Annotated in this window: 18 protein-coding genes; 4 read left to right on the top strand and 14 right to left on the bottom strand. The window is 44.2% G+C overall.

The genetic code is table 11. The features are described 5' to 3' along the window. Nucleotides 1-24: 24 nt before the first annotated feature. From ccdA2 to asnA, 5 genes are all read right to left on the bottom strand, one after another. Entirely contained in the window at nucleotides 25-735 is a 711-nt protein-coding gene (gene ccdA2 / locus QM870_RS01700; protein WP_134974443.1) for a thiol-disulfide oxidoreductase-associated membrane protein CcdA2, read from the bottom strand. A 162-nt stretch (nucleotides 736-897) separates the two neighbouring features. Then, nucleotides 898-1980 (bottom strand): SepM family pheromone-processing serine protease, encoded by a 1083-nt coding sequence (locus QM870_RS01695; RefSeq protein WP_414368321.1) that lies wholly within the window; start codon nucleotides 1978-1980, stop codon nucleotides 898-900. Further along, nucleotides 1964-2452: a pantetheine-phosphate adenylyltransferase gene (gene coaD, locus QM870_RS01690; protein ID WP_414368318.1), complete on the bottom strand. Its 489-nt coding sequence runs from the start codon at nucleotides 2450-2452 to the stop codon at nucleotides 1964-1966. Before coaD ends, QM870_RS01695 begins: the two co-directional genes overlap by 17 nt. After that, nucleotides 2442-2981 carry a 16S rRNA (guanine(966)-N(2))-methyltransferase RsmD gene (gene rsmD / locus QM870_RS01685; protein WP_037599242.1) on the bottom strand — a complete coding sequence of 180 codons (540 nt, stop codon included), beginning with the start codon at nucleotides 2979-2981 and terminating at the stop codon, nucleotides 2442-2444. Before rsmD ends, coaD begins: the two co-directional genes overlap by 11 nt. Before the next feature lie 96 nt (nucleotides 2982-3077). Beyond that, a complete protein-coding gene (asnA, locus tag QM870_RS01680; RefSeq protein ID WP_003005888.1) occupies nucleotides 3078-4070 on the bottom strand; it encodes an aspartate--ammonia ligase in 993 nt (330 codons plus the stop codon). 159 nt (nucleotides 4071-4229) lie between these two features. Between asnA and QM870_RS01675 the strand changes: the two genes are divergently transcribed. The 4 genes from QM870_RS01675 to QM870_RS01660 are packed head-to-tail and all read left to right on the top strand — an operon-like array spanning nucleotide 4230 to nucleotide 6997. After that, nucleotides 4230-4907 carry a helix-turn-helix domain-containing protein gene (locus QM870_RS01675; protein WP_414368314.1) on the top strand — a complete coding sequence of 226 codons (678 nt, stop codon included), beginning with the start codon at nucleotides 4230-4232 and terminating at the stop codon, nucleotides 4905-4907. A gap of 2 nt (nucleotides 4908-4909) precedes the next feature. Beyond that, nucleotides 4910-6322: a Y-family DNA polymerase gene (locus QM870_RS01670; RefSeq protein ID WP_151191038.1), complete on the top strand. Its 1413-nt coding sequence runs from the start codon at nucleotides 4910-4912 to the stop codon at nucleotides 6320-6322. Next, complete coding sequence (locus QM870_RS01665; RefSeq protein ID WP_151191039.1) at nucleotides 6319-6690, top strand: hypothetical protein; 372 nt, start codon at nucleotides 6319-6321, stop codon at nucleotides 6688-6690. The genes QM870_RS01670 and QM870_RS01665 overlap by 4 nt, the downstream gene beginning before the upstream one ends. Then, a complete protein-coding gene (locus QM870_RS01660) occupies nucleotides 6671-6997 on the top strand; it encodes a DUF5960 family protein (protein ID WP_151191040.1) in 327 nt (108 codons plus the stop codon). Before QM870_RS01665 ends, QM870_RS01660 begins: the two co-directional genes overlap by 20 nt. 52 nt (nucleotides 6998-7049) lie before the next feature. Here the strand turns inward: QM870_RS01660 and QM870_RS01655 are convergent, their stop codons facing one another. The 9 genes from QM870_RS01655 to yqeH all read right to left on the bottom strand — a co-directional run bounded on the left by QM870_RS01655 (nucleotide 7050) and on the right by yqeH (nucleotide 13810). After that, a complete protein-coding gene (locus QM870_RS01655; RefSeq protein ID WP_003005873.1) occupies nucleotides 7050-7766 on the bottom strand; it encodes a YebC/PmpR family DNA-binding transcriptional regulator in 717 nt (238 codons plus the stop codon). A gap of 120 nt (nucleotides 7767-7886) precedes the next feature. Continuing rightward, nucleotides 7887-8984 (bottom strand): nucleotidyltransferase, encoded by a 1098-nt coding sequence (locus QM870_RS01650; RefSeq protein WP_414368309.1) that lies wholly within the window; start codon nucleotides 8982-8984, stop codon nucleotides 7887-7889. Between the two features lie 6 nt (nucleotides 8985-8990). Then, complete coding sequence (locus QM870_RS01645) at nucleotides 8991-9731, bottom strand: class I SAM-dependent DNA methyltransferase (protein ID WP_320911329.1); 741 nt, start codon at nucleotides 9729-9731, stop codon at nucleotides 8991-8993. Between the two features lie 322 nt (nucleotides 9732-10053). Continuing rightward, nucleotides 10054-10407 (bottom strand): ribosome silencing factor, encoded by a 354-nt coding sequence (rsfS, locus tag QM870_RS01640; RefSeq protein ID WP_155167943.1) that lies wholly within the window; start codon nucleotides 10405-10407, stop codon nucleotides 10054-10056. Between the two features lie 14 nt (nucleotides 10408-10421). Next, a complete protein-coding gene (locus tag QM870_RS01635) occupies nucleotides 10422-10922 on the bottom strand; it encodes a cysteine hydrolase family protein (RefSeq protein ID WP_118396855.1) in 501 nt (166 codons plus the stop codon). Continuing rightward, nucleotides 10923-11519 carry a bis(5'-nucleosyl)-tetraphosphatase (symmetrical) YqeK gene (gene yqeK, locus QM870_RS01630; RefSeq protein WP_155200245.1) on the bottom strand — a complete coding sequence of 199 codons (597 nt, stop codon included), beginning with the start codon at nucleotides 11517-11519 and terminating at the stop codon, nucleotides 10923-10925. Beyond that, the gene (locus QM870_RS01625) at nucleotides 11516-12148 is read right to left on the bottom strand and encodes a nicotinate-nucleotide adenylyltransferase (protein ID WP_003012335.1); all 633 of its coding nucleotides are present in this window, start codon (nucleotides 12146-12148) and stop codon (nucleotides 11516-11518) included. Before QM870_RS01625 ends, yqeK begins: the two co-directional genes overlap by 4 nt. 21 nt (nucleotides 12149-12169) lie before the next feature. After that, nucleotides 12170-12481: a ribosome assembly RNA-binding protein YhbY gene (gene yhbY, locus QM870_RS01620; RefSeq protein WP_003005853.1), complete on the bottom strand. Its 312-nt coding sequence runs from the start codon at nucleotides 12479-12481 to the stop codon at nucleotides 12170-12172. A 222-nt stretch (nucleotides 12482-12703) separates the two neighbouring features. Continuing rightward, a complete protein-coding gene (gene yqeH / locus QM870_RS01615; protein WP_031575855.1) occupies nucleotides 12704-13810 on the bottom strand; it encodes a ribosome biogenesis GTPase YqeH in 1107 nt (368 codons plus the stop codon).

Genomic DNA, 13810 nt, shown 5'->3' with positions numbered 1-13810 from the left:
TTTTTCTCCTTTAATCCCTTAAGATTAGTGAAACAAAGATGCGAGGCTATTAAGATTTCCTAGCATCAGCAAGATGCCCATCAAGATGATGAGGGCACCACCAATTTTTTTCAAGGTTCCCATATGGGGCTTGAGTTTAGCAAAATGTTGTAGAACCCAGCTAGAAGCCAAGGCCAAAAGCAAGAAAGGCAGAGCCAAGCCTAATGTATATACCAGCATCAGGAGAGCGCCTTGCAATGCACCATCTCCTCCAGAAGCTGCAATGGCTAGAACAGAACTCAAAACTGGTCCGACACAAGGGGTCCAACCAAAACTGAAGGTGACCCCTATCAGAAAAGCATTGAAGAATTCATTGCGTTTTTCATCCTTCTTCAGTTGGATACTCTTTTGTTTTTGGAGTTGCTGAAGATTGATGAGGCCCATCTGATGGATTCCCAATAAGATCACAATCCCTCCTAGCAGATAGCGAAACCATGGAGCATAAAGCACCTGGCCAAGAGCCCCTGCACCGTATCCTAGAATCAGGAAAACAGTTGATAGACCTGCGATAAAACAAAGAGTTTTCACCAAGCCATACCAAGAAATATCTCTTCCAAAAATCCGAACAGTTTTCACACGTTCAGAATCCAATAGAATCCCTACATAGACTGGCATCAGTGGCAAAATACATGGGGAGAAAAAGGATAGAACTCCCGCTAAGAATACTGAAATGGAAAACAAACTGGTTTGAATCATTTCACTACCTCCCTTTCTTTCTGATACCAGTATAAAGAAAAAATCCCTCTAAAAATAGAGAGATTGATAAGCAAAAACTTGAATTTGATTAGAAGATGAATCTTCCTATCTGCCAACTCTACCTCGTACTTTCAAGTACGAGACTTATCTAGCAAGATACTTCTACTTCTTCTTCAAATAATCAATGGCATCTTGAAGGGTTTTGACGGGGACAATTTTCATCTTCGAATGAATTTGTTTCGCTGCTTCTTTAGCTGTTTCATAGTTTGATTTGGCCTTGGGATTGGCTTTCTTTTCTTCTTTGGAAACTGGATTATTAGGGGCAAAGAAAATTTCTGCTCCTTCTTTATCGGCTGCGACGACTTTCTTGTCAATCCCACCGATATCGCCAACCGTTCCATCTTGGTTAATGGTTCCTGTCCCTGCAATATGGCGTCCCTGACGAAGATCTGGATCAGCCACTTGGGTGTAGATGGCTAGGCTAAACATCATACCGGCACTTGGTCCACCAATTCCTTGAGTCGCAAATTGGACAGGAACATCGCCTTTGGCTTCAGTCCGGTCGATCAGGCTAATTCCAATTCCGTTTTTCCCGTTGGACAATTTGATGATCTTTCCGTCTGCGGTCTTGGTTTGTCCATCCTCAATATAGGTCACCGAAACAGGGTCGCCAATTTTTTGAGAACCAACATAGTCAATCAATTCTTTGGAACTCTTAAAGGTCTTGCCATTCACACCGGTGACGGTATCTGCAATGTTCAAGATTCCCTTAAAGGTCGAATCATCTGCCACTTGCATGACATAAACACCTAGAAAGTCCATCTGGGTTTCTTTTCCAGCTGTCTTTAGCCCTTGGTAGATGGCCATATTTTGCGAGGTTTCCATATAGAATTGGTTAATCCGCGTAAATTCTTGGCTCGAACTACCACCTGTCATATCCTTGGCAGAGTAGATATCTGTAAAAGGTGTCGCCCAAGCATAGATCAAATCAGCCGGAGTCGCTTCTTTCACTGCTACGGTTACAAAGTCATAGGATCCTGACTTGGTATCCATTTTTCCATCGACTGTCATGACCGATCGAATGTCTTCGGCCGTACCCGGCATCTCAATATAATAGGGAAGGCGAATCACAAAAGCAGCTAGCAAGAGGAGCAAGAAAAGAACGCCTGCAATCGGCCATCGGTATTCTTTCAACAGTCCCTCTTTCTTTTTAGGGGTCAAGCTTGGTTTATTCGCTTGTGTCATCTTTGATTTCCTCCATTACACTCTTTGGTACATAAGGTGAGATATCTTGCTGAAAAGCTAGCAACTCTCGAATACGTGTTGAACTAATGGCCTGGTAAGGAGGCTGGGCATAAAGATAAACCGTCTCCAATTCAGGCGCCAACTGGTGATTAAAATAATCCATATTGGCTTCGTATACCAGATCCTGTGCATTGCGCAAGCCCCGGATCAAGGTGATAACCCCAAGATTGCGCGCCACTGTCACAGCTAACTCTTGAGTTGACGTCACAATTTCAACATTTTCTAAATGAGCCAGGGCCCCTTTCACCATGCGCAAGCGCTGCTCAATGGAAAAGAGTCCGACTTTTTCCGGATTATAAAAAATTCCGACATAGACACGGTCAAACAAGCGACTAGCTCGCTCGATCAATTGCACATGCCCAATGGTAATCGGATCAAACGATCCTGTAAACAATCCACTTCTATCTGACATATACTGTTACCTTACTAATTCCATAGATTTTTTCTTTCCAGATTCCCACTTGTCCGATTTCCTCAGGAAGTTCTACGTGTTTATCAGTTTCGCACACAATCATGACGTCCTCTGACAAGAGTTGACGCTCGCACAAGGTTTCGATATCACGAACAATCTCTTCCTTGGCATACGGAGGGTCCAAGAACACCAAGTCAAAGGTGCCTGTTAGGAGGCCCAAGGCCTGCTTGGCCTCCATTTTTAGCAGTTGAAACCGTTCCTTTTCCTTGGTCATGGCAATATTGGCTGCTACAATCTCCTGCGCTCTACGATCTCTTTCCACTAGAACGGCCTCTGACATGCCTCGAGAAACGGCTTCGATAGAGAGCCCACCGCTTCCAGCATAGAGATCCAGCACTCTTCCACCGTCAAAGTAAGGACCAATCATATTGAACATGGCCCCTCTGACCTTATCAGAAGTCGGCCTGGTTGTTTTTCCTTCAAGTGTTTTGAGGGGACGTCCCCCATAGGTTCCAGATACTATTTTCATAGGGACCATTATACCAAAAAAAATCAGAAAATTGCGATTTGATATGGTCAAGCGACAATTAAAAGAGCCGAGCACTTTGCTCGACTCTTTCTTTCCTTATAGGATATTTTCATATTCATCGCGGACAGATTGAGGCCAGACACTAGTTTGGACTTCACCGATATGTTTCTTACGAAGCAAGAACATAGCCAAACGAGATTGTCCGATCCCTCCACCAATTGTAAGTGGGAAAAGACCATTTAACAAAGCCTTGTGCCACTCTAATTGGAGACGATCCTCGTCCCCTGTGATCGCAACTTGACGGCGAAGCGTATCTTCATCGACACGGATCCCCATTGAAGACAACTCAAAGGCTGAACCTAGAACGTCATTCCAGACGAGGATATCACCATTCAAGCCCTTGTAGCCATTTTCAGACTCTGTTGTCCAGTCATCGTAGTCAGGTGCACGGCCATCGTGTGGTTTGCCATCTGCAAGCTCTCCACCAATCCCGATCAAGAAAACGGCTCCGAATTCTTTGGCAATAGCATTTTCACGCTCTTTTGGAGTTAAATCTGGATAGCGTTCCACCAACTCTTCTGTGTGAACGAAGGTAATTTGTTTTGGAAGAACTGATTCAATATCATAGCGCGCTTCTACTGCTAGTTCTGTCAAACGAATCGCCTTGTAGATCTTTTCAACCGTTTCTTTAAGGTAGGCAATGTTGCGTTGACCATTTGGGATGACTTTTTCCCAGTCCCATTGGTCTACATAAACAGAGTGGATAGCGTCTAGCGAATCTTCATCCGGACGAAGGGCCTTCATATGGACAAAGAGACCTTCTCCTTCGCCAAAACCAAAACGTGCCAAGGTATGGCGTTTCCATTTTGCAAGTGAATGCACGACTTCATAAGTCTCATCAGGAATTTGAAGGACCTTTACAGATACCGGATGTTCAATCCCAGAAAGGTTATCCTGCATCCCGTCTCCGACCTTGCTCAAAATTGGCCCTTGGACTTCAATGATGTCCAATTTATCTTTTAAATATTGTGTAAACGTCGTTTTAACAAACGAAATTTCTTTTTGTTGGTGGATAAAACTTTTTTTCATATAGTTCCTCATTTATAGACATTTTAGAAATGATTATACTCTTTTTTCAATCAAAATCAAGTCTTTTCATTCGTTTTCAACTGAATTTTTCTCTTGCAAAAAGGATTCATTTTTGATAAACTATATGTAACCTTTAAAACGTTACATAGGAGAACTAACATGTTTGATGCAAAAAAACTAAAAGAAAGACGCCTGGAAAAAGGCTTGACCCAAGCTGGTGTCTACGAGAATCTCAAGATTTCTCGCAAGACCTACTCCAGTTGGGAGAATGGCTTAGCGGAGCCACACGAAAAAAATCTCAGGAGGTTGGCCAAGCGCCTCTCCGTTAAAGAGGACTACTTTATTAACAAAGACTCCGCACTCTACACCTACCCTTTATTAACCCCACCTCATCAAAAGAAAGTCGACCAGTTGGCCAGCCAGTTATTGGAACAGCAGCAAAAAGTTGTCTCCTTGACAGCTTATAAGGTTCTTTCGATTGAGCTAGCAGCCGGTTTGGGACACACCTTTTATGACAACGAAACGGACTATGAAACTGTCTATTTTGACCAAGAGATCCAGCACGATTTCGCCTCTTGGGTATCCGGAGATTCGATGGAACCTCTCTATCCCAACGGCTCTGTTGCCCTCATGAAGCAGACTGGATTCGACTACGATGGGGCTGTCTACGCCCTCATGTGGAATGGAAAAACTTACATCAAGAAAGTCTATCGGGAAGCGGAAGGTTTGCGCTTAGAATCCATCAACCCTGACTACGATGATTTATTTGCTCCCTATGAAGACGAGCCCAAAATCGTCGGTATTGTGGTCGGGCATTTTCTTCCACTCGAGGTTTAAATATGCTATTTGATTATTCACGTGAGCCTCATTCTGATATTGCTTTTGTGGATATGAAAAGTTTTTATGCCAGTTGTGAATGTGTCCGTCTAGGGCTCAATCCCTTGACGACTTCTCTTTGCGTCATGAGTCGGAGCGACAATTCTGCTGGTCTGATTTTGGCGAGCTCTCCCGTTTTCAAACAAGTCTTTGGCAAGAAAAATGTCAGCCGTAGCTACGACCTACCTTTTGACCTCAAAACCAGAAAATTTAATAGCTACGCCGCCAAAAAACAAGGATTGCCCACAGATCCAGCCTTTATTGCATCCATTGAATCCTGGGCTAAGAGAACCCTGATTGTGCCTCCACGGATGAATGCTTACATTCAGGTCAATATGGAAATTCAGAAGGTCTTTCAGGAATTTGCGGCACCAGATGATATTTTCCCTTACTCGATTGACGAAGGCTTTATCGATCTGACCTCTTCCTTAAATTATTTTATTCCAGATCCCTCCCTCTCTCGAAAGGAAAAACTGGATCTCCTTTCTGCCAGGATCCAAAAAAGGATCTGGCAGGAAACTGGCATCTACTCTACCATCGGCCTCAGCAATGCCAATCCCCTTCTTGCCAAGCTAGCCTTGGACAATGAAGCCAAGCATTGCCGAAATATGCGCTCCAATTGGTCTTATGAAGATGTAGAAAGTAAGGTCTGGAAACTGCCCCAGCTCACTGATTTTTGGGGCATTGGACGTCGTACTGAAAAACGATTGCAAAAAATCGGGATCACGTCGATTGCTGAACTGGCCCAGGCTCATCCAGATCTCTTAAAGAAAGAATTCGGAGTCATGGGCCTTCAACTGTGGTTCCATTCTCATGGCATTGATGAAAGCAATGTCCACAAGCCTTATCGTCCGAAGTCACGAGGTATTGGTAACTCTCAAATCTTGCCCTATGACTACCATCTACAAGCCGACATTGAACTGGTGTTTCGGGAGATGGCTGAACAGGTGGCTATTCGCTTGCGACGGAAAAAAAAGAAGACCCAACTGGTCTCCATTCATGCCTCCTACTCCAAAATCGAGGGGCTTCCGTCCATTCACTGCCAGCAAAAAATTGAGCCTACCCAATCCACCAAGGTTTTATCCGATACGGTTCTGCGGCTCTTTCGCTCCAAGTACGAAGGAGGCGCCATTCGGCAGATTGGTGTTTTTTATGGAGAACTTGTCGAGGAGTCTCTTCAACTCTTTTCTCTCTTCGATGATCCAGTAGCTCTGGAAAAAGAGGAAAAACTCCAACAGACCATTGACCGCATTCGGGATCAATTTGGCTTTACCTCTCTTCAGAAAGGCTCCTCATTACTAGAAAACTCACGTGCCATTGCACGCAGTAAACTAACAGGCGGACATTCCGCAGGAGGCTTAGATGGATTAACATGATCGACCGTTCTTATCTCCCTTATCAATCCGCCCGTGAATTTCAAGATCGTGGCATGGCCAAATGGGCTGGCTTCTTTTTATCCGAGCACACAACTGTCCTGCAGACAAAAGAAATTGACCGCAGTCAGATCACAATTCTTCCACTTGCTGAACAGATCCAGCTCCTGGAGCAGGCCTTTCAACAACAAACGACGATCTCGATCACAATTCTAGAGGGGAATCAATTTGCAACCTACACAGGTTCGATTCACACCTTATCTGCTTCTGAGGTTCTTCTCAAAAGCGATGGCCACTACCACCGTCTCCTCGTAGACTCTATCATTTTTATTGAATCTGAGGAAACAGCCTATGAAACCTATTCAGACTAAACACGAATTACAATTTGATTATTTTTCGGAGAATTACCACCAATTTGAGATGGACTTTTACAAGTGGGCCGCTACTTCTACGCCGCTCGTCTTTTTAGAAGACGATATTCTCCACTCTATGGCAACAGGCCAGCGAAACTACTTTCGTCTTCACCACACCAAAAGTCGGGATCATCGAGACCATTATTTCTATTTTAAGGTTTCCACACTCTCCCAATCACCCCTGACCCGTATTTACGCTTATACAGGACATCACTTACAAAAGATAGTTCCTCATCAAACAGAGAAAAAGGATAGCTTGATCTGAGAAGCTATCCTTTTTCTTAATTTATGGGATTCACTACAGTCCTTACGAGTGATTAGAATCCATCTACGTTTGTGTAGATTTTTTGTACGTCCTCGTCGTCTTCAAGAACGCTGTAAAGTTTTTCAAATGTTTCCAAATCTTCACCTGACAACTCAACTTCTGATTGAGGAATCATTTCCAATTCAGTTACTTGGAATTCTTCGACACCTGATTCACGCAAAGCAACGATCGCTTTGTGAAGATCAGTTGGTGCAGTGTAGACTGTGATCGTTCCTTCTTCTGCTTCGACATCATCTACATCAACATCTGCTTCAAGCAAAAGTTCAAAGATTGCATCCGCATCATCACCAGCAAAGACGATAACACCTTTGTTGTCAAAGAGGTAAGATACAGAACCTGAAGCTCCCATGTTACCACCATTTTTACCAAAAGCAGCACGGACATTGGCAGCTGTACGGTTGACGTTTGAAGTCAAGGTATCAACGATCAACATCGAACCGTTTGGTCCAAATCCTTCGTAACGTCCTTCTGTAAAGGTTTCGTCAGTGTTTCCTTTTGCCTTATCGATCGCTTTATCAATCACGTGTTTTGGCACTTGTGCTTGTTTCGCACGGTCAATAACGAATCTCAAAGCAGTATTTAGTTCTGGATCTGGTTCACCCTTTTTAGCAGCTACATAGATCTCCACACCAAATTTAGCATACACTTTTGAGTTGGCACCATCTTTGGCAGTTTTCTTGGCAACAATATTGGCCCATTTACGTCCCATGAGGATTCTCCTTAAATTTTTTCAAATTATTTTCAATCTTTTATATTATATCACAAATCACAAGACTTGGAAGAGTTTTTTGCGTATCCTTCCAATTGTAGTTGCTCGACTATTCACCCTTTATTGATCTTCCACTCTCACGGGCACCCGACCCCAGATCTGATCTCGCAATTGGGGATGGCCTAGCTGATACACCTGATCTGCTTGCTGAGTCAAACCATCCCAAGGTTCCTTACCGATTCGAGTCACGATTTCTACTGATTTTTTCAAGCCTTTGAGGTGAGCTTGTCCCTTTGCGGAAAATCCTAAGACATGAATGGCATCGGGAAGAGCTTGATCCATCGCCCCTACCAAGATGTAGGTCAAGATGCGGCGCACACGCGCCTTAGTATAACGCTTGGTTGCGACTTTCTCCACCAGGTCTTCCACAGTGCTAGCACTTCGAACCGCATCCTTTATCCGATTGGCCAGTTCCTCATTGACTTGAAAAATCTGTGTCAGATCCGGATGGGTTAGGATTTGATAACGGAGCAGTTGGTCATAATCCTCCCAAGACACCTGTGGTGCCGACTGAAAGAGTTGACTATTGGGCATGAATTTAGCGACAAAGTCTTGATCTTCCTTGTGTAGGCGTAGACTAGTCGCAGAAGCATAGGCCACCTCTTTTTCTTCTGAATGGTAGCCTGCACCTTGCCGTTGGATAGCCTTGAGCGCAATCCCCTTCCCAGCACAAGCCTTGGCATAGGCCAAGCCCAGAATATGGTTGGGAGTATCTCCTGTGAACTCCACTCCAGCAAAGGTTTCCCACATTTTTTGGGTCTTTTGTGGATAGGATAAATCTTCTGGAAGATTTCGCAAGAAAGCTTCCATTTCCGCCTCTTTCTCCGAATAAACACTCGCAATCGCTTGGTAATCTAAGACCGCTTCTGTCCCAAAAGTCAATTGGTCGATTCCCAGACGGGATAAGATTTCTACCGCTCCCTTGGCAAAATGATCCGCCGATTGAACAGCCACGAGAAAGGGGAGCTCGACCACCAGATCCGCTCCATTTTCCAAAGCCATCTGCGCGCGAATCCACTTGTCTACAATGGCAGGCTCGCCACGTTGAACAAAATTCCCAGACATGACCACAATCTTCAGCCCTTCTGCCTGTTCCAGCAGGTACTTGTGTCCATTATGAAAGGGATTAAATTCTGCAATAATTCCTGTAACTGTCATGTTTTCCTACTTCTGTGCTACAAAAAACCAACGTTTGCTGGTCTTTGTTGGCGCTTTGTCTTCAAAGTCTGCATACAATTTGAAAGATTTAAAGCCAGCCTGCTCCAATAAAATGTCATAGGTTAAAACTTCATAGGTGCGTTCCTCATGAACTTCATCGTGCCGACTAAAGGAGCCATCCTCTTCTTGGACAAAGAAGGTCAGCTCATGGACGATCGAGTGAGGGGCTGCATCCTCATAGGTATCCCAAAGCATGGCAAAGTCTTCTGCGTTTTCGTGGTAAGAATAGCCTGGAAACACCTCATCTGTCTGATAGGTCGAATGGACATCAAAGATAAAGACTCCGTCCTCATTGAGGGCATTATACACTTCTTTAAAGACGTCTCCTACTTCCACCTCATCCTGCATATAACAGATAGAATCCGAGTAGCAGGTTACAAAGTCATAAGTGCCTGCTTGCGATAGGTCCAGCATATTGCCCTCGATAAAATCAATCTTCTGCTTGGCTGAAGCAGCTCTCTTTTCGGCAATCTTCAACATATCCGCACTCAAATCAAGCCCAGTCACATCAAAACCAGCTTGGGAAAAGCGGACAGACTGGATCCCTGTCCCACAAGCCAATTCCAGTAATTTTTTCCGGTCCTTGCTTTTAGGAAGATGCCGGAGAGAAAAATCCGTCCACAAATCATACAGACTGTCATCCATGACCGCATCGTAGACCGCCGCAAACGTTTCATAAGTCGCCATATTCATGATACCAAGTCCGCCCGTAATCCGATAGAAAATTAGGAGCACGACGATGGAGCTAAGCTCCAAGGAGAGCTATCTATTTTCCGAGGATTACAGGACGGGTTCAAATCCTTTCTAAGATACAAAGAGCATTAAAAGCAAAGAGAAAATAGGAAACTTTCTGCCCTATCCTCAGATACAAAGGAAGTTACTCTTTTTCTCACAGCTTTTAGCTCGTGTTCAATTAAGAAAATAACCAAACACGAGGCCCCATCCTTTCTTTCCATAGAATTTCAATTTAACCAACAAAACTCAGTTGCTACCAACTGAGTTTACCTGCTTATGCTAAGGCTGCTGAAAGATTGACAGCACTTGCTTCGTGCCATAGCTTTTCTAGGTTATAGTGGGCACGCATTTCTTCTGAGAAGACATGGACTACTACACCACCTAAGTCAAGAAGGACCCAACCTCCAGCTGAATCACCTTCGACGTGGCTGGCATTGCCACCAGCTTCAACGACCTTCTCGCGAATATTTTCAGCGATAGCCTCCAATTGGCGGCTGTTCATAGAGCTTGCGATGACAAAGTAATCTGTCACGCTGGTTAAGCTTTGAACATCCAAAGCTACAATGTCTTCTGCACGCTTTTCATCTGCTGCTTTGACAACTAGTTCAAGTAGTTCTTTTTCTTTCATGTAATCCTCTTTCCTTAAAAAATTGATTTGTAATCTAAGACATCCGCAAAACGTTCTGCCCAAATATTTTCATAAAATTCATTAAGCGTTTCTGCCGGAATATCCTCTCCATCAAAGGTTGTGACAGCTCCTTCTGGAATGACCAGCTTGTAGCCATATTCAAATCCCACTTTGACGGATGTATCGACACAATATTCTGTCTGCATACCACACAGGACCAGTTGTTCAATCTCTTGTTGATCCAAGTATTCTTTTAATCCTGTCTCTTTAAATATGCTATTGTATCGCTTCTGAAACACCTTTTCATTCTCCTGTCTTTTCAACAGAGGAGATAATTGCCAATCTTCCGAAGTTAAAGCCTCAGGCGTTTCAATATGCTGCATGTAGATAATTTCAATCTGCTCTTTTCTAGCCTGATCTTGCAAATAAGCGATCTTCTCTAAGAGCTTTTCTGTCTCAAAACCTGTTTCCACTAAGATATTTTGTACATCAATAATGATAAAAGCTGTCTTCACTCACTGCTCCTCTTTCAAATACTTCACAAAGGCATTATAGGTTTCGATGGTTTGGGGATAAATGGGCAGTCCTTGGTGGGCCAAGTGTTCGACTGTGCGAGCCGTCTCATAGGCCACCGCACGATCCAAGGAGACTTGGGCGATTTCACGAGCTTGATCTACCCCTGGAAAGGCCCGGTTATGCTCAATGTAATCTGCCACATAGACAATCTTGTCTAAGGTTGACATCTGATCACTCCCAACCGTATGAATCTCAATACTGCGAAGAATGGCTGGATCTGTCAGTCCTAGATCTTCTTGGATCTTATAAATCCCGACCATCCCATGCCAGACATTGTTACCCCAGTTTTTTAATGCTGGATCCAGCTCATAGCGATCAATCAAGTCCAGAAATTCCTGATCTGATAATTTCTTGGCGTAGTCATGTAAGAGACCTGCTAGGCCAGCCTGCTCTTCGTCAGCCCCATAGCGTTTGGCCAAGTCACGCGCAGCCTTCTCAACCCCTAAACAGTGGGTTAACCGTTTTTCTGGCAGGATTTGACGCATTTTTTCAAGCAAGACCTCACGAGAAAAGCCTAGATAGTTTTCATAGGTCATTGATACAATCCTTCTTTCTTGATGTAGTCCAAGACTGGTTTTGGCAACATAAAATTCGGCGTCCGGCCTTTGGCTACAAAATCACGTACCATACTAGAGGAGATGTCCATGAGAGGAACATCCACCCAGATCACCGGATAAGAAGTTCCTGCCTTATAGCGTGGTCGCTGTACTCCGACAAATTGCACAATCTCCACCAATTCATCGATGCGGTGCCATTTTGGTAAATAATCTACCATATCTGCACCAATGATGAAGTAATAATCTGTGTCTGGATCGCGTTCATTGAGCAAGAGCATGGTGTCGTAGGTATAGGAAATCCCTTTCCGCTCGAGTTCAATCGTCTCGATCTCCAGACCTTCAATGCCTTCAATGGCTAATTCCAGCATCTTAAGGCGATGGTGCTCTGCAATCGTCCCCTTGGCATCGACATGCGGCGGCTCATACTCAGGCATCAAGAGCACCTTATCTAACCCTAATTGTTGGCGCACTTGATCCGCAACGACCAAATGGGCATTATGGACCGGATTGAAATTTCCACCCAAAATACCAACTTGTTTGCGTTTCTTGTCTTTGATCTCTGGCTCTAACTCTACCTTGGTAAAGGGAGTCAATAGTTCAATTGCCATAGGTTTGCTCTCCTCGATGTCCTAAATTTCTTTTACCTTCGCTGAAATTTTACGATTTTCTTTTTTGCTCGATTGTTTGAACAAGATGAGAATCCGACCAATCTTTTGGACAGTTTCCACACCGATTTCCTCTTCCAAGATTTCGGCTACTTCATGGATATTCTCATCCGTATTTTGAAGAAGGGTCACTTTGATCAGTTCGCGCGCATCAAGCGCTTGGCGCACACTGGTTTTGATTTGGTCATTGAGCCCATTCTTCCCGATTTGGATAATGGGCTTGAGGCTGTGGGCTTGGCTATTGAGGAAAGCCCGTTGTTTAGATGTTAATGTCATATTTTTACTTCCTTTTTTTGATCGTTATTTTAAGTGGTGGGGACGGCCGGAACTAATTTTTCAAAGATCTCATCTTTGAAAAATGGATTTCCTCACCTCAAAATGGAGCCTTGGTCTCCATTTTGCCCTTGCCAATCGATCGATTGGCAACTACACCACGACAATAACGATCTCTTTATGAGCTCACTTTGTTCGCTCTTCAGATATATTTTTTCCTGTTTTTTAAATAATAGCTTTGCGGGTAACGACGGCGACGCCTTCTGGTGCCCAGACGGCTACTTTGGCTTCTCCATTGACGCGGATCCAGCCGAGTCCTGAGATGACCAGGTCTGTCTTGTCCTTGATGGTAAACTCATGGGAAATCAAAGGCGGGAATTCTTCTTTTTCCTTGCTATTGGGTGGAGTTAATAGGCCGCCGACATGCTTGTCATAAAAGGCGGTCGCGCCCTCTAGCTTGGTTCGGTGAAGCTTGAGTTCGTTATCAAAGAAAGCGGTGAAACCTTGCTTTTCCCCCTTAATAAAGTCAAAACGTCCTAGACCACCCAAGAAGAGGGTTTGCTCTGGATTAAGCTGATAAGTCTTAGGCTTGATTTCCTTTTTAGGGCTGACATACTTGAGATTTTTTGCTGTCAAGTAATGAGCCATCTGGTGGCGATGGATAATCCCTGGGGTATCGTAGATGTAGGATCCATCGTCCAATGGGATTTCGATCTTGTCCAGTGTCGTCCCTGGGAAGCGAGAGGTCGTGATGATATCCTTGTCTCCAGTGATTTCTTGGATGATTGCATTGATGAGGGTCGATTTCCCTACGTTGGTCACACCCACCACATAGACGTCACGGCCCTTACGGTACTGCTCGATCTTTTCCATCAAGTCCTTGATCGCACTCTTATTTTGAGCAGAGGTGAGGACCACATCAACAGGACGCATGCCTTCTTCGTGGGCCCGTTCCATCAACCAGTGGGTCACCTTGCTATCCTTGACAGACTTGGGCAAGATGTCTTTTTTGTTTCCGACCAAGAGGACATCATTTCCTGCTACAAAGCGTGGTAGGCCAGGGATAACGGATCCATTAAAATCAAAAATATCCACTACATTGACCACGAGAGCATCACTATCTCCTACTTCGTGAAGGAGTTTTAGGAAATCATCATCTGTCAGATGCACATCTGTGATTTCATTATAGTGACGCAGACGGAAACAGCGTTGGCAGTATACTTCGCCTGTTTCCAAGCCCTTTTCAAGAGCTGATTGGGGAGTATAGCCTAGCCCCTCTTTGTTTTCTGTCTGAATGGGGGCTCCACAGCCAATACAGAATAATTCTTCCAT

The sequence above is a fragment of the Streptococcus parasanguinis genome (assembly GCF_047463195.1).
GTDB classification, from domain to species: Bacteria; Bacillota; Bacilli; order Lactobacillales; family Streptococcaceae; genus Streptococcus; species Streptococcus parasanguinis_R.
The sequence above is the reverse complement of the archived record's forward strand: the minus strand, read 5'-3'. Positions and strand labels throughout refer to the sequence as shown.

What these genes read in the sequence shown, in the direction of transcription:
- ccdA2 (WP_134974443.1), bottom strand. Translation starts at nt 735, where the DNA reads ATGATTCAAACCAGTTTGTTTTCCATTTCAGTATTCTTAGCGGGAGTT.
- QM870_RS01695 (WP_414368321.1), bottom strand. Translation starts at nt 1,980, where the DNA reads ATGACACAAGCGAATAAACCAAGCTTGACCCCTAAAAAGAAAGAGGGA.
- coaD (WP_414368318.1), bottom strand. Translation starts at nt 2,452, where the DNA reads ATGTCAGATAGAAGTGGATTGTTTACAGGATCGTTTGATCCGATTACC.
- rsmD (WP_037599242.1), bottom strand. Translation starts at nt 2,981, where the DNA reads ATGAAAATAGTATCTGGAACCTATGGGGGACGTCCCCTCAAAACACTT.
- asnA (WP_003005888.1), bottom strand. Translation starts at nt 4,070, where the DNA reads ATGAAAAAAAGTTTTATCCACCAACAAAAAGAAATTTCGTTTGTTAAA.
- QM870_RS01675 (WP_414368314.1), top strand. Translation starts at nt 4,230, where the DNA reads ATGTTTGATGCAAAAAAACTAAAAGAAAGACGCCTGGAAAAAGGCTTG.
- QM870_RS01670 (WP_151191038.1), top strand. Translation starts at nt 4,910, where the DNA reads ATGCTATTTGATTATTCACGTGAGCCTCATTCTGATATTGCTTTTGTG.
- QM870_RS01665 (WP_151191039.1), top strand. Translation starts at nt 6,319, where the DNA reads ATGATCGACCGTTCTTATCTCCCTTATCAATCCGCCCGTGAATTTCAA.
- QM870_RS01660 (WP_151191040.1), top strand. Translation starts at nt 6,671, where the DNA reads ATGAAACCTATTCAGACTAAACACGAATTACAATTTGATTATTTTTCG.
- QM870_RS01655 (WP_003005873.1), bottom strand. Translation starts at nt 7,766, where the DNA reads ATGGGACGTAAATGGGCCAATATTGTTGCCAAGAAAACTGCCAAAGAT.
- QM870_RS01650 (WP_414368309.1), bottom strand. Translation starts at nt 8,984, where the DNA reads ATGACAGTTACAGGAATTATTGCAGAATTTAATCCCTTTCATAATGGA.
- QM870_RS01645 (WP_320911329.1), bottom strand. Translation starts at nt 9,731, where the DNA reads ATGGCGACTTATGAAACGTTTGCGGCGGTCTACGATGCGGTCATGGAT.
- rsfS (WP_155167943.1), bottom strand. Translation starts at nt 10,407, where the DNA reads ATGAAAGAAAAAGAACTACTTGAACTAGTTGTCAAAGCAGCAGATGAA.
- yqeK (WP_155200245.1), bottom strand. Translation starts at nt 11,519, where the DNA reads ATGACCTATGAAAACTATCTAGGCTTTTCTCGTGAGGTCTTGCTTGAA.
- QM870_RS01625 (WP_003012335.1), bottom strand. Translation starts at nt 12,148, where the DNA reads ATGGCAATTGAACTATTGACTCCCTTTACCAAGGTAGAGTTAGAGCCA.
- yhbY (WP_003005853.1), bottom strand. Translation starts at nt 12,481, where the DNA reads ATGACATTAACATCTAAACAACGGGCTTTCCTCAATAGCCAAGCCCAC.
- yqeH (WP_031575855.1), bottom strand. Translation starts at nt 13,810, where the DNA reads ATGGAAGAATTATTCTGTATTGGCTGTGGAGCCCCCATTCAGACAGAA.